The 13,455-nt window shown below is 63.5% G+C and carries 14 protein-coding genes; 8 read left to right on the top strand and 6 right to left on the bottom strand.

Translation table 11 applies throughout. From position 1 onward, the window contains the following. Positions 1–26 precede the first annotated feature (26 nt). The 8 genes from PO883_RS15305 to flgL all read left to right on the top strand — a co-directional run bounded on the left by PO883_RS15305 (position 27) and on the right by flgL (position 9,455). Positions 27–1,547, top strand: coding sequence for a flagellar hook protein FlgE (locus tag PO883_RS15305; RefSeq protein ID WP_289310537.1), 1,521 nt, complete (start codon positions 27–29; stop codon positions 1,545–1,547). Positions 1,548–1,663: 116 nt separating this feature from the next. Beyond that, positions 1,664–2,410 (top strand): flagellar basal body rod protein FlgF, encoded by a 747-nt coding sequence (locus tag PO883_RS15300; RefSeq protein ID WP_167087992.1) that lies wholly within the window; start codon positions 1,664–1,666, stop codon positions 2,408–2,410. Positions 2,411–2,484: 74 nt separating this feature from the next. After that, on the top strand, positions 2,485–3,267 hold the full coding sequence (flgG, locus tag PO883_RS15295) for a flagellar basal-body rod protein FlgG (protein ID WP_167087994.1): 783 nt from the start codon (positions 2,485–2,487) through the stop codon (positions 3,265–3,267). Between the two features lie 20 nt (positions 3,268–3,287). Then, entirely contained in the window at positions 3,288–3,932 is a 645-nt protein-coding gene (locus PO883_RS15290; protein ID WP_167087996.1) for a flagellar basal body L-ring protein FlgH, read from the top strand. Positions 3,933–3,943: 11 nt separating this feature from the next. Beyond that, entirely contained in the window at positions 3,944–5,050 is a 1,107-nt protein-coding gene (locus PO883_RS15285; RefSeq protein WP_167087998.1) for a flagellar basal body P-ring protein FlgI, read from the top strand. Positions 5,051–5,060: 10 nt separating this feature from the next. After that, entirely contained in the window at positions 5,061–6,065 is a 1,005-nt protein-coding gene (gene flgJ, locus PO883_RS15280; RefSeq protein WP_289310536.1) for a flagellar assembly peptidoglycan hydrolase FlgJ, read from the top strand. Positions 6,066–6,215: 150 nt separating this feature from the next. After that, positions 6,216–8,180, top strand: a complete 1,965-nt coding sequence (gene flgK, locus PO883_RS15275; protein WP_289310535.1) for a flagellar hook-associated protein FlgK — start codon at positions 6,216–6,218, stop codon at positions 8,178–8,180. Between the two features lie 36 nt (positions 8,181–8,216). After that, positions 8,217–9,455, top strand: coding sequence for a flagellar hook-associated protein FlgL (flgL, locus tag PO883_RS15270; RefSeq protein WP_289310534.1), 1,239 nt, complete (start codon positions 8,217–8,219; stop codon positions 9,453–9,455). 425 nt (positions 9,456–9,880) lie between these two features. Here flgL and PO883_RS15265 read toward each other — a convergent pair whose 3' ends face one another. From PO883_RS15265 to fliN, 6 genes are all read right to left on the bottom strand, one after another. Further along, on the bottom strand, positions 9,881–10,408 hold the full coding sequence (locus tag PO883_RS15265; protein WP_289310533.1) for a hypothetical protein: 528 nt from the start codon (positions 10,406–10,408) through the stop codon (positions 9,881–9,883). Between the two features lie 65 nt (positions 10,409–10,473). Then, the gene (gene fliR, locus PO883_RS15260) at positions 10,474–11,304 is read right to left on the bottom strand and encodes a flagellar biosynthetic protein FliR (protein ID WP_289310532.1); all 831 of its coding nucleotides are present in this window, start codon (positions 11,302–11,304) and stop codon (positions 10,474–10,476) included. 21 nt (positions 11,305–11,325) lie between these two features. After that, on the bottom strand, positions 11,326–11,595 hold the full coding sequence (fliQ, locus tag PO883_RS15255) for a flagellar biosynthesis protein FliQ (RefSeq protein ID WP_167088009.1): 270 nt from the start codon (positions 11,593–11,595) through the stop codon (positions 11,326–11,328). Positions 11,596–11,606: 11 nt separating this feature from the next. Then, a complete protein-coding gene (fliP, locus tag PO883_RS15250) occupies positions 11,607–12,398 on the bottom strand; it encodes a flagellar type III secretion system pore protein FliP (protein WP_289310531.1) in 792 nt (263 codons plus the stop codon). Then, the gene (gene fliO / locus PO883_RS15245; RefSeq protein WP_289310530.1) at positions 12,388–13,041 is read right to left on the bottom strand and encodes a flagellar biosynthetic protein FliO; all 654 of its coding nucleotides are present in this window, start codon (positions 13,039–13,041) and stop codon (positions 12,388–12,390) included. The genes fliP and fliO overlap by 11 nt, the downstream gene beginning before the upstream one ends. Beyond that, a complete protein-coding gene (gene fliN / locus PO883_RS15240) occupies positions 13,038–13,454 on the bottom strand; it encodes a flagellar motor switch protein FliN (RefSeq protein ID WP_167088015.1) in 417 nt (138 codons plus the stop codon). Before fliN ends, fliO begins: the two co-directional genes overlap by 4 nt. Position 13,455: the final 1 nt, after the last annotated feature.

Here is a 13,455-nt window from a genome sequence, read left to right as displayed (position 1 = left end):
GCTACTACTCATTTAGGAGAAACACCATGTCGTTTCAACAAGGACTTAGCGGCTTGAATGGCGCAGCCAAATCGCTCGACGTTATCGGCAACAACATCGCCAACGCCAGCACCGTCGGTTTCAAGGGTTCGCAGGCGCAGTTTGCCGACGTGTACGCCAATTCGCTCAACGGCGCCGGCGGCAACCAGGCCGGGATCGGCGTGAAAGTGGCGCAGATCGCCCAGCAGTTCACACAGGGCAATATCGAAAGCTCGAACAACCCGCTCGACATCGCCATCAACGGCGCCGGCTTTTTCCGCACCGATGTCAACGGCGATGTGCAGTATTCGCGCAATGGCCAGTTTTCGCTCGACAAGAACGGTTTCGTGGTCAATGCCCAGGGCGCCAAGCTGACCGGTTATGGCGTCAGCAGCACCGGCAATATCCTGACCGGTTCGCCGATTCCGCTCAAGATCGACAATAGCGACATGAGTCCGCTGGAAACGACCCGCGTCGATACCCAGCTCAATCTCGACTCGCGCAGCGAGCTGCCCAAGACCGTGCCTTTCAATGCGGCCGATCCGGAAACCTATAACAAGCAAACCTCGATCGACGTGTTCGACAGCCTCGGCAATTCGCACGTGATGTCGACCTTCTACGTCAAGACCGGTCCCGGCTCATGGGATGTGTACGTCGGTTCGGACGGGGTGGAAATGACCAACCAGGCGGTCGCCGCCGCGGCGCAGACCGATGCCGCTTCCGGCACCGCGCGCGACGCCTTCCAGACCGCCGCCACCAGCATACCGCCGGGTAATATGGCAGCTGCCGCAGCTGCCTACGCGACCGCCGCCGGCGCCGCCGTGGCCGCTGCCGCCGGCACTGCCGGGGCCACGCCGGCCCAGCAGACCGCGATCAATACCGCAGCCACCAGCGCCGGCGGCATTCCTGGCATCACGCCGGCCGAAATCGACAAGCTGATCGCCGCCGCCGTCAAGGTGCCGAGTGTGAGCGTCGGTCACCTTAATTTCGACACCAATGGCGTGCTGAGCAATGCCGCGATGGCGCCGCAGACCCTGCCGCTGCAGATCGAATTGCCGGTCTTTCCGCTGACCGGTGCCGAGCCGACGATCCAGATGGACTTGCATTTCGCCGGCTCGACCCAGTACGGCGACGCCACGGAAGAGAAGAAGTCGAGCCAGGACGGATACACGGCCGGCAGCCTGCAGCGTTTCTCGGCCGGTCCTGACGGCACCATCCTGGGACAGTACAGCAACGGCGAATCGCGTCCGCTGGGACAGGTCGTGCTGGCCAATTTTGCCAATCCGAACGGGCTGCAACCGCTGGGTAATAATGCGTGGGCGCAGACGCCGACCTCGGGTGCGCCGCTGGTCGGCACGCCCAATTCTGGCAGTTTTGGTAATTTGCAGGCGTCGGCGGTGGAGAATTCCAACGTCGACCTGACGGCCGAACTGGTCAATATGATCACGGCGCAGCGGGTGTACCAGGCCAACGCGCAGACCATCAAGACGCAGGATTCGGTGCTGCAGACCTTGGTCAACCTGCGTTAAACGTAATACGTTGCGTGTCACGTACCGCCGTTTCCGGCCACCACCGTCGTCGTTCCCGCGCAGGCGGGAACGACGGGCTAGGGGAACAGTGGCGGTAGGCATCAAGGAGAAAAATCATGGATAGACTCATCTACACAGCCGCCAGCGGCGCCAAGCACATCCTGGAGCAGCAGGCCACCACCTCGCACAACCTGGCCAACGTCACCACGACCGGTTTCCGGGCCCAGATCGACGCCTTCCGCGCCGTGCCCATCGTCGGCGAAAACCTGCCGCTGGCCACGCGCGCCTTCGTGGTCAACGCCACGGTCAGTTCCGATTTTTCCTCCGGCCCCCTGCAATTGACCGGGCGCGACCTCGACGTCGCCCTCAAGGGCAAAGGTTACCTCGCCGTGCAAATGGCCGACGGCAGCGAAGCCTATACCCGCAATGGCGCCCTGCAAATGAATGAAAACGGGCTGCTCACCAATACCGCCGGCTTCACCATCCAGGGCGACGGCGGCCCCATCACCGTACCGCCCGAAGTGTCCGTGTCGATCGGCGGCGACGGCACCATCTCGACCATCGCCACCACCACCAAACCGGGTGCGCCCACCGTGCTGGGCCGCCTGAAACTGGTCAACCCGCCCGAGCAGGACCTGGTGCGCGGCGACGATGGCCTGTTCCGCCTGAAAGACGGCACGGCAGCCCCGGCCGACCCGCAAGTGGCGGTGGCCGGCGGCGCCCTCGAAGGCTCCAACGTCAGCCCGGTCGATGCCATGGTGACCATGATTTCGCTGGCCCGTTCCTTCGAGCTGCAAATGAGCCTGATGAAGAATGCCGAGAACAACGCGGCGAAAGCCACCCAGATCCTCGCTTTGGGATAACAACAGGGCGCGCATAATCTCTTCATTGATCGGTGCGTGGCGATGTTCGCCGGCCGCCGTTACTGGAGAAGACCATGATTCGTTCCCTTTTTATCGCCAAGACCGGCCTGGAAGCGCAGCAGACCAACCTGGACGTCATCACCAATAACCTGGCCAACGTCAGCACCAACGGCTTCAAGCGCAGCCGCGCCGTGTTCGAAGATTTGCTGTACCAAAATGTGCGCCAGCCAGGCGCCCAATCCTCGCAACAAACCCAGCTGCCGTCAGGCCAGCAGATCGGTACCGGCGTGCGCGCGGTTTCGGTCGAACGCATCCACACCCAGGGCAATCCCCAGCAGACCGGCAACTCGAAAGACGTGATGGTCAACGGCGCCGGCTTCTTTTCCGTGCTGATGCCCGACGGTACCGCCGCCTACACCCGCGACGGCTCCTTCCAGAGCGATTCCAACGGCCAGCTGGTGACCTCGTCCGGCTTCGTGGTGCAGCCGGCCATCACCGTGCCGGCCAATGCCCAGTCGCTCACCATCGGGCGCGACGGCACCGTGTCGGTGACCCTGCCGGGCACCAACGCGCCATCCCAGATCGGCAGCTTGCAAGTGACGACCTTTGTCAACCCGGCCGGGCTGGAATCGAAAGGCGAAAACCTGTACGTGGAAACCGGTGCCTCGGGCAATGCCAACACCAACACCCCGGGCACGAATGGCGCCGGGGTGCTGCTGCAAGGCTACGTGGAAACCTCGAACGTGAACGTGGTCGAGGAAATGGTCAACATGATCCAGACCCAGCGCGCCTACGAGATCAACAGCAAGGCGATCACCACGTCCGACCAGATGTTGCAAAAATTGTCGCAGCTGTAAGCGCGGCCAGGAGAACCTTCATGAAACCTTTCCTCATCGTTTCCCTGCTGGCGCTGGCCGGTTGCGCCGCCACTCCGAGCTCGATCGTGCAGCGTCCCACCAGCGCGCGCCCGATCATGGCCGAGCAGAGCGCGCCCGCCAACGGCGCCATCTACCAGAGTTCCCAGTACCGTCCGCTGTTCGAAGACCGCCGCGCGCGTCATATCGGCGACATGCTGACCATTAATATCACCGAGAAAACCTCGGCCGTGAAAGCCGGCGCCAGCTCGGGCAACAAGTCGGGCTCGGCCAGCTTCGCCGCGCCCGGCGTGATCAAGGGCGTGTTCGGGGCGTCGGTCGGGGTCGAAGGCGCCAACAAGTTTTCCGATTCGGACAACCAGAGCGCCAGCAATACCTTTACTGGCACCATCGGCGTGACCGTCACCGAAGTGCTGCCGAACGGTAACCTGATCGTGGCAGGCGAGAAACAGGTCGCCATGAACAAGGGCATCGAGTTCATCCGCTTCTCCGGCATGGTCAGTCCCGACAATATTGGCACCGGCAACACCGTCTCGTCGACCCAGGTGGCCGATGCGCGCGTCGAGTACCGCACCAACAGCCAGATCGACCGCGCCGAAATGACGGCGATGGTGTCGCGTTTCTTCCAGTCCCTGCTGCCATTCTGATCGGAATTTCCATGCGTGCATTTCTCCATACCGCCGCTCTCGCGCTGTCGCTGGCCCTGCTGCCGCAGGCCGCCCAGGCCGAGCGCCTGAAGGACCTGACCACGATCGCCGGCGTGCGTCAGAATCAGCTGAGCGGCTACGGCATCGTGGTCGGCCTCGATGGCAGCGGCGACCAGACCACCCAGACTCCGTTCACGGTGCAGTCGATCGTGTCGATGCTGCAAGCGAAGGGTGTGAACATGCCGCCCGGCACCAGCCTGCAACTGAAGAACGTGGCCGCCGTGATGGTCACCGCCTCGCTGCCAGCCTTTGCCCAGCCCGGCCAGACCATCGATATCACGGTCTCGTCCATCGGTAACGCCAAGAGCTTGCGCGGCGGCACCCTGATCATGACCCCGCTGCAAGGCGCCGATGGCCAGGTCTACGCCATGGCCCAGGGCAATGTGCTGGTCGGCGGCGTCGGCGCCCAGGCTGGCGGCGCCCAGGTGCAGGTCAATCATCTGTCCGTGGGCAAGATTTCGGCCGGCGCCACGGTGGAGCGCGCCGTCGCCTCGAACCTGGGCGAGAACAACCAGATCCGCCTGGAACTGAACACCACCGATTTTTCCACCGTGGCCCGGGTGGTGGAAGCGATCAACAACCATTTCGGCCCGGATATCGCCACCGCGCTCGACGGACGCGTGATCCGCGTACGCTCGCCCTCGTCGAGCGACCAGCGGGTGGCCTTCATCGGCATCCTGGAAGGGCTGGAAGTCAATCCGTCCAAGCTGGCCGCCAAGGTCATCATGAACGCCCGCACCGGCTCGGTGGTGATGAACCAGACCGTCACGCTCGATACTTGCGCGATTTCACACGGCAACCTGTCGGTGACGATCAGTTCCGATCCGCAAGTGAGCCAGCCGGGGCCGTTCTCGGGCGGCCAGACCGTGGTCACCCAGAATACCCAGGTCGAAGTCAAGAAAGACCCGGGCAAGGTGGTCATGGTCAAGGGCGGCGCCTCGCTGGCCGACGTGGTCAAGGCCATGAATGCCATCGGGGCCTCGCCGCAAGACTTGCTCTCGATCCTGCAAGCGCTGAAAGCGGCCGGATCGCTGCGCGCCGAACTCGAAATCATTTGAGGATGCCATCATGATCGGCCCATCGAACGACCTGAGCAGCAAGCTCGCCCTCGACACCAACGCCTTGGGTGGGCTCAAGCAGTCGGCCAAGGCCGGCTCCCCGGAAGCGCTGAAAACGGCGTCGACCCAGTTCGAGGCGATGTTCATCAATATGATGATGAAAAGCATGCGCGACGCCACGCCCCAGGGTGAAGGCATGCTCGACAGCCAGCAAACCAAGACCTTCACCACCATGCTCGACCAGCAGATGAGCCAAAACCTGGCCAAGCGCGGGGTCGGCCTGGCCGACGTGCTGATCCGCCAGCTGAGCAGCCAGGCCACGAATGCGCAGGCGCTGGCGATCAATGGCGATCCGTCCGTCCAGGCGGCCCAGCCGATCGCCATCGCCGGCGACCAGCCCGCCAAGCGCATCGCCATGCCGGCCGGACGCGATGCCGGTGAAATGATCAAGACCCCGGGCGCACTCGTCACGCCATCGACGGCCACCGTGCCGGGCGCACTCGTTACGCCATCGACGGCCACGGTGCCGGGCGTGAGCGCGAGCGGGCGGGTGCAGTCGCCGCACGTGCGCGCGTTCCAGGAAAAACTCGGCGCCCACGCCGACGAAGCCTCGCGCGCGACCGGCATCCCGGCCAAGTTCATGCTGGGCCAGGCCGCGCTCGAATCGGGTTGGGGCAAGCGCGAAATCCGCAATGCCGATGGCGGCACCAGCCACAACCTGTTCGGTATCAAGGCCGGCCCTGGCTGGACTGGCAAGGTTGCCACCGCAGTCACGACCGAATACGTCAACGGCAAGCCGCAGACCAGGGTCGAGAAATTCCGCGCCTACGATTCGTATGCCGACAGTTTCAAGGATTACGCCAAACTGATCACGAATAACCCGCGCTACGAGAAAGTGCTGGCCAATGCCCAGGATGCGGCCGGCTTCGCCCACGGACTGCAAAAGGCCGGCTATGCCACCGATCCCCTGTACGCGGCCAAGCTGACCAAGATCATCCAGCGCAACCTGGCATAGGCCAATACCCCGTCGTCGTTTCTGGCACTGCCGGAAACGACTTCCCGCCTGTCCTGCGCGGCCCGGCCTACGCGGCCCGGCCTGCGCGGCCCGCTCAAGTTTCTCGCAAAACTGCCGTAGATAGAGATATTCAAGGAAAGAAAACACATCATGTCTGGAAATCTACTTAACATCGGCAAGAGCGGGCTGTTCGCGGCGCAAGTAGGCTTGTCCACGGCGGGGCATAACATCGCCAACGCCAATGTGGCCGGCTATAGCCGCCAGACAGTGGTACAGGCGAGCGGCACGGCCCAGGCTTTCGGCTATGGCTTCGTCGGCAGCGGCACGGAGGTCGAGCAGATCAAGCGCTTTTCCGACCCCTTCCTGAACGGTCAGGTGCGTTCCGCCCAGACCCAGGTCAGCTCGCTCGACGCCTTCTATTCCCAGATCAGCCAGGTCGACAACTTGCTGTCCGACACCACGTCCGGCCTGTCGCCGGCGCTGCAAGATTTTTTCAAGGGCGTGCAAGACATGGCCTCGAACCCGTCCTCGGCCGCGTCGCGCCAGGCGGTATTGTCGAACGGCGAATCGCTGGTGTCGCGCTTCCAGGGCATCGATGACCGTCTGACCGAGATCCGCCAGGGCGTCAACAGCGAAATCACGGCCAAGGTCGGTGTCATCAATTCCTACGCCCAGCAGATCGGCCAGCTCAACGACAAGATCGCCCAGCTCAGCACCGGTACCGGCAACGAGCCGAACGACCTGATGGATGCGCGCGACCAGCTCATCGCCGACCTGAACAAGGAAGTCAAGACCACCGTCACGCGCGGCAACAACAACAGCATGACGGTCGCGATCGGCACCGGCCAGCCGCTGGTGGTGGGCAACAAGGCCTTCGAACTGGTGGCCACCACCTCGCCGACCGACCTGAGCCGGGTGCAAGTCGGCTTCGTCACCGGCAGCAAAACGACCGTGCTGGACGACAAGGTGTTCACCGGAGGCGCACTCGGCGGCCTGATGGAATTTCGTTCCGGCACCCTCGACCGCACCCAGAATTCGCTCGGCCGCGTGGCCATCGGCCTGGCGCAGACCTTCAATGCCCAGCACCGCCTCGGCATCGATGCGGCCGGCAGTCCGGGCGGCGACTTCTTCAAGGTCGGCGTGCCCGTGGTCGGGCGCAATATCAACAATGCGGTCGGCAGCACCACCGATGTGCAGGCCGCCATCGTCGACCCGACCGCGCTGACCCAGAGCGACTACAAGGTCAGCTACGACGGCAGCAACTACATGGTGACCCGCCTGTCGGACAACAAACCGTTCCCGGTCACCCCGTTTCCGCAGACCGGCCCGCAGACCATCGATGGCGTGGCCTTTACCGTCACCGGCAGCGCGGCGGCCGGCGACAGCTTCCTGGTGCGTCCGACCATCAACGGCGCTTCGGATTTTTCGATGATGGTCAACGAGCGCAATTCGATTGCGGCGGCGGCCCCGATCAGCACCAGCATGCCGCTCAGTAACAAGGGCACGGTGACCATCAGCGAAGGCACTGTCGACGCGGCTTACCTGACGCCCGGCAACGCGCTGACGGCGCCGGTCAACCTGACGGTGGGCGGTGCCCCGGCCAGCCTGTCGGGTTTCCCGGCGGCCCAGGCCGTGACCGTCACCACCAATGGCGTGGCGACGACGTATCCGGCCGGCACCGCCTCGATTCCGTTCACGGCCGGCGCCAACTACAACTTCGGTGGCGTCAACCTGAAATTTGCCGGCACCCCGGTCGCGGGCGACACCTTCACGGTCGCCCCCAACAGCAATGGCACGGCCGACAACCGCAACGCGCGCCTCTTGGGCAACCTGCAAACCAAGCCGATCCTCGATGGCGGCAAGGCCACCTACCAGTCGGCATACGCCGAGCTGGTCAGCTTTGTGGGCAACAAGACGCGCGAAGTGCAAGTCAACGGCCAGGCCGGCGATACCCTGCTCAAGCAGGTCACGGCGGCCCAGCAGGATGTCTCGGGGGTGAACCTGGACGAAGAAGCGACCAATCTGCTCAAGTACCAGCAAGCCTACCAGGCGGCCGGCAAGGTGATGCAGATGGCCAGTACCCTGTTTGATACGGTGCTGTCGATCGGCCGTTAATCGTTGTAGTTGAGCAGTTCAGTCGAGGGAAACATCATGCGTATCAGCACCAGCACCATTTTTGCCAACGGCACGGGCCAGCTCGGCAGTTTGCAGACCCAGCTGGCCAAGACCCAGATGCAGCTGTCGACCAACCGGCGCCTGGTGACGGCCGCCGACGATCCGGTCGCGGCCGCGCGCGCGCTCGAACTGACCCAGTCGGCCTCGGTCAACGAGCAGTTCAAGGTCAACCGCATGAATGCCAACAGTTCGCTGGGGCAGGTCGAAGGCGCGCTCACCAGCGCCACCACCTTGATGCAGGAAATCCAGCGCTTGGCGGTGTACGCCGGCAATGGCTCGCTGACCCCGCCCGACCGCGAAGCGATCGCGATCGACCTCGAATCGCGCATGCAGGATTTGCTGGCCGTGGCCAATACCGAAGACGGCGTGGGCGGTTACCTGTTTGCCGGCCACCGCGCCAACACCCAGCCGTTCACCCAAACCGCCACCGGCGCCCAGTACAACGGCGACCAGGGCCAGCGCCAGTTGCAGGTGGGCTCGTCGCGCACGATGCCGGTGAGCGAGACCGGCAACGCCATTTTCGAACGCAATATGACCGGTAACGGCAGCTTCCAGACGCGCGCCGCGCCGGGGAACACCGGCTCAGGCCTGGTGTCGCCGGGCACGGTGACCAACAAGGCGGCGCTGACTGGCCACGATTACAGCGTGACCTTCGCGGTGACGGCGACCACGCCGCCGGTGACGACCTACATGGTGACTGATACCACCACCAACGAATCGATTCCGCGTCCGCCGGCCGTGGCCACGCCGCAGCCCTACAAAACCGGGCAGCAGATTGCGTTCGACGGCATGGCGCTCGACGTCAAGGGCGAGCCGGCCAACGGCGACAGTTTTACCACCACGCCGAGCGTGAACCAGTCGGTGTTTACCACCATCACCGATTTGGTGGCGGCGCTGCGCCAGCCGAGCATCGGCGCCGGCGGCAAGGCCCAACTGGCCAACAGCCTGAGCGTGGCCAATGCCAACTTGGGCTCGTCGCTCGACAACATCCTGTCGGTGCGCGCCTCGTTCGGCTCGCGCATGCAGGAACTCGATTATCTCGACAGCGCCGGTTCGGACCGCGACATCCAGTACCAGACCGCGCTATCGAACCTGCAAGACCTGGACATGGTCAAAGCCCTGTCGCAGTTCGCGCAGCAGCAGACCACGCTCGAAGCGGCGCAGAAGTCGTTCAAGATATTGTCGGGATTATCGCTGTTTAATTACATCGGCTAGTGCTTGCACAACATGCACCGACGGCCTGTCGATCCCGATGCGCCTGTGCACCGGCTGTAGCCAGCCAGTTTGCATCCGCAGAAACCGCATCGCAGGGGGCGCAGCAGATCGTCCAGCCGGCTGGCCGGTACCTCGTCCGACAAGGGCAATGTCCAGCCGCGCGCGTTATCCGGCTTGTTCCTTCCCTGCACGACTTATTCAACTGCGCAAGGCCCTGAGACTGACCCAGTAAAGCCTGTTGGAGTCTGCGCTACTGCACGTCATTAGATCCGACACTACGCGGCGGAACGGCGCAGCCGCCGTAGAACGTCCTGATCTGGCTGGACAAGGTGTTGCATGGGCGGCTCGATGACTTGGTCTTCGGATATGAACGTGCTGTCACCGTTTCAGGTCGCGTGAGGGCGTGGAGCCGGGGGGCGAATAAATTAGCGCTTCCCTGGGACAGGGTGGCAATACTGGGGACTGCTCCGTGCGATCTCGAAGCTCCCTGGAAAAAAGTCTTCCAGTTTTTCTTTCCCATCCAGAACAGAAAGTATCTTTTCGCGGGTTTTGGTTCGGGACAATGCATATTCCCTTCCCACTTCCATGACGTTGCCCTTATGCGCAACGAATTGAGATCCAGCGTCCGATATGAAGGCCACAAAATAGCTACCCACATCAAGGCGAGTCCCACAACAAGAGTCAGTGGAGAACCTGATTTGTTCAGGAAGTTTTTTAACTCCGCGCAGGCGATCGATGATTTTTATCCGGCCTATTATTTCCGCCCCACTGCGCTTATTGCCACTGATGAGATTTACCTTGGCTTGGCTCAATCGAAAAATAAATACGTTTTTCGCGTGGCGCGTCGCCTCTGTATTAAGTGGTGCAAACCCACATGTGCACGCCTGAGCAGTAAAGGAGAATGTAAGAGTCCAAGCAAGAAGAACCGATTTAATCATTGGATTTAATTTCATTGAAATCGTTAGCCATAGAACGGCCGCAGCGGCATGCCTATGGCGCGCACGTAAGTCGTCAAATGTCAGTTGGTTCTGGCAGGCGGCGCGGCCGGTACCGGCGCTGGCGCCGGCGTGGCCGCCATGCGCGGCACCCGCCGTGCCGTTTCGATGCCCTGGTTGAACAGCACCTGGAACGGATTGCCCAGGTACGGCAATACCATCACGATCACCAGCATGCCCACCCCCAGGGTGATCGGAAAACCAATCCCGAAGATGTTCAGCTGCGGCGCGGCGCGCGTCAGGATCCCCAGCGCCACCTGGGTAATGAGCAGGGCGGCGACGATCGGCAGCGACAAATGCAGCCCGGCGCTGAAAATCAGGCCGCCCCATTTTGCCATTTCCCATTCCGCACTGGATGACATCGGCGAGGCCGAAATCGGCATCGTGATAAAACTCTCGGCCAGCGCTTCGAGCAGCACCAGGTGCGCATTCGCGGCCAAAAACGCCATGGTCGCGATCAGCGCCAGGAACTGGCTCACGGCCGAGGAGCGGCCCTTGGTGAGCGGATCGAAAAAGCTGGCGAAGCCCAGGCCCATGGTCAGGCTGCAGATTTCGCCGGCCATTTCGATGGCGGCAAACACCAGGCGGATGGCAAACCCCATCGCCACGCCGATCAGCAACTCCTGCACCAGGATCAGCAAACCGGCCATCGACAGCGGATCGGCCGCCGGCACGGCGGAAATGGCCGGCGCGATGATGGTCGCCAGCAGCACGCCGAGCCCGATTTTCACCGGCACCGGCACGCTGGCATTGCCGAACAGGGGAGCGGCCGTGATCAGGCCGAGGATGCGCGACAGCGGCCACAGCAGGCCGGCGATCCACGCATTCATCTCGGCGCTGGTCAGGGTGATCATGCGGGAAGGGCGCCGGCGCGCCTAGCCGACCAGGCCGGGAATGCCGCTGAACACCTGGCGCATGTAGTCGAGCATGACCGCCAGCATCCACGGCCCGGCCACGATCAGGGCAACAAAAATGCCGACCAGCTTGGGGATGAAGGACAGCGTCGCTTCATTGATCTGGGTGGCGGCCTGGAAGATGCTGACGATCAGGCCGATGATCAGCGCCACCAGCAGCATGGGCGCGGCCACCATCAGGGTTACTTCCATGGCCGTGCGGCCCATTGTCATCACGCTTTCGGGGGTCATGGCGGGCCTTTCTAGTAAAAACTCTGCGCGAGCGAGCCGAGCAGCAACTGCCATCCATCGACCAGCACGAACAGCATCAGCTTGAACGGTAGCGAAATGACGGCCGGCGACATCATCATCATCCCCATCGACATCAGCACCGAGGCCACCACCATGTCGATGATGAGAAACGGGATGAAGATGGCAAAGCCGATCTGGAACGCGGTTTTCAGTTCGCTGGTGACGAAGGCCGGAATCAGTATGCGCAGCGGAATGTCTTCCGGCCCTTGCAGCGCGGCCGAGCGCGAAATGCGCACGAACATGGCCAGGTCGGCCTGGCGCGTCTGCCGGATCATGAAGGTTTTCAGGGGCGCCACCGCCTTGTCCATGGCTTCGCCCATCTGGATCTTGTTTTCCTGCAAGGGCTGGTAGGCCTCCACATAAATCTTGTCGAACACCGGACCCATGACGAACAGGGTCAGGAACAGCGCCAGCCCGACCATGACCTGGTTGGGCGGGGCCGACTGGGTGCCGATCGCCTGGCGCAGCAGCGACAGCACGATGATGATGCGGGTAAAACTGGTCATCATCAGCAGCACCGCCGGCAGGAACGACAGCGCCGTCATCAGGAGCAGCGTCTGCACCGGCAGCGAGTACGCCGTGCCGCCGCCCGGGGCCGGCGTGCTGGTGAAGGTCGGGATGCCCGGCGCGGCCAAGGCCAGCGCCGGCAGCCCGATGGCCGGCACCAGCGCCAGCAGCGGCAGCCAGCGCCGCGCGCGGCTCAATGAGGGCAGCGGCGGCAGGGAAGGCGGTTTAGCGTCCATTGCGTTTGTCGATGGTCTGTTTCAGCCACTCGGCGAAGGTGCCGGATGCCGGGCCGTTGCCCAGCACTGCGGGGCTGCCGGGCGGCGTATCGCGCTTGGGCATGGTGGCCAGCGCGTTGACGCGGCCGGGCGAGGCGCCCACCACGATCCACTGGTCGCCCACTTCGACCACGATGATGCGTTCGCGTCCGCCAAGGCTGAGTGCGCCGACGGTGCGGATCTGGGCCGCGCCGGCGGCAGCTTGGGGACCGTAGCGTTTCATGAACCAGACCATGCCGCCCAACAGGGCTAGTACCAGGGTCAGGGCGAAAATCGTTTGCAGCAGGTTGCCGGCCGACGGCCCCGCCATCGGACCGGGCGCCGGCTGCGCGGCGGCAGGGGCAGGCATGGCGGCGGCGGGCGCCGGCGTGACAGCGGCCGCAGCCGCAGCTGGAGGTGCAAGCGGGGCCGCAAGCGGGGCCGCAAGCGGGGCCGCAAGCGGGGCCGCAAGCGGGGCCGCAACCGGAAGACTGGCCTGCGGCGCGGCGGCGGCAGGCACGGATGCGGTCGGAACCGCAGGAACGGACGCAGCCGCCTTATCGGCGGCCAGGGCCGGCGCCAGGCTGCACGCCAGCGCCACGGCGGCAAGCAGGCGGGCCGTCATTTATTCAGTTTTCGAATCCGTTCGGACGGCGTGATGATGTCCGTCAGCCGAATACCGAATTTATCGTTCACCACCACCACCTCGCCCTGGGCGATCAGGCAGCCGTTGACCAGCACGTCCATCGGCTCGCCCGCCAGTCCGTCAAGCTCGACCACCGAGCCCTGGGCCAGCTGTAGCAGGTTCTTGATGGCGATCTTGGTCCGTCCCAGCTCGACCGTGAGCTGGACCGGGATGTCGAGGATGAAGTCGATATCGTTCGGCGTGTCGGGCCTGGTGCCCTTGTTGGAAAAATCCTTGAACACGGCCGCGCTGGCGGCCTGGCTTTGCAGCGCCTCGGCTTCCGCCTTGGCCTGTTCGGCGATGGCCGCGCCCCAGTCGTCGTCCATTGCATCATCTTCCAGATTATCGGCCATA

Source organism: Massilia sp. DJPM01 (assembly GCF_030348125.1).
GTDB classification, from domain to species: Bacteria; Pseudomonadota; Gammaproteobacteria; order Burkholderiales; family Burkholderiaceae_D; genus Telluria_A; species Telluria_A frigida.
This window is presented reverse-complemented; position numbering and strand designations above follow the sequence as displayed.

Excerpts from the sequence above, each read along its gene's own strand:
- fliP (WP_289310531.1), bottom strand. The coding sequence starts at position 12,398 with ATGGACGCTAAACCGCCTTCCCTGCCGCCGCTGCCCTCATTGAGCCGC.
- PO883_RS15290 (WP_167087996.1), top strand. The coding sequence starts at position 3,288 with ATGAAACCTTTCCTCATCGTTTCCCTGCTGGCGCTGGCCGGTTGCGCC.
- PO883_RS15305 (WP_289310537.1), top strand. The coding sequence starts at position 27 with ATGTCGTTTCAACAAGGACTTAGCGGCTTGAATGGCGCAGCCAAATCG.
- PO883_RS15265 (WP_289310533.1), bottom strand. The coding sequence starts at position 10,408 with ATGAAATTAAATCCAATGATTAAATCGGTTCTTCTTGCTTGGACTCTT.
- flgK (WP_289310535.1), top strand. The coding sequence starts at position 6,216 with ATGTCTGGAAATCTACTTAACATCGGCAAGAGCGGGCTGTTCGCGGCG.
- flgL (WP_289310534.1), top strand. The coding sequence starts at position 8,217 with ATGCGTATCAGCACCAGCACCATTTTTGCCAACGGCACGGGCCAGCTC.
- PO883_RS15285 (WP_167087998.1), top strand. The coding sequence starts at position 3,944 with ATGCGTGCATTTCTCCATACCGCCGCTCTCGCGCTGTCGCTGGCCCTG.
- fliO (WP_289310530.1), bottom strand. The coding sequence starts at position 13,041 with ATGACGGCCCGCCTGCTTGCCGCCGTGGCGCTGGCGTGCAGCCTGGCG.
- PO883_RS15300 (WP_167087992.1), top strand. The coding sequence starts at position 1,664 with ATGGATAGACTCATCTACACAGCCGCCAGCGGCGCCAAGCACATCCTG.
- flgG (WP_167087994.1), top strand. The coding sequence starts at position 2,485 with ATGATTCGTTCCCTTTTTATCGCCAAGACCGGCCTGGAAGCGCAGCAG.
- fliQ (WP_167088009.1), bottom strand. The coding sequence starts at position 11,595 with ATGACCCCCGAAAGCGTGATGACAATGGGCCGCACGGCCATGGAAGTA.
- fliR (WP_289310532.1), bottom strand. The coding sequence starts at position 11,304 with ATGATCACCCTGACCAGCGCCGAGATGAATGCGTGGATCGCCGGCCTG.
- fliN (WP_167088015.1), bottom strand. The coding sequence starts at position 13,454 with ATGGCCGATAATCTGGAAGATGATGCAATGGACGACGACTGGGGCGCG.
- flgJ (WP_289310536.1), top strand. The coding sequence starts at position 5,061 with ATGATCGGCCCATCGAACGACCTGAGCAGCAAGCTCGCCCTCGACACC.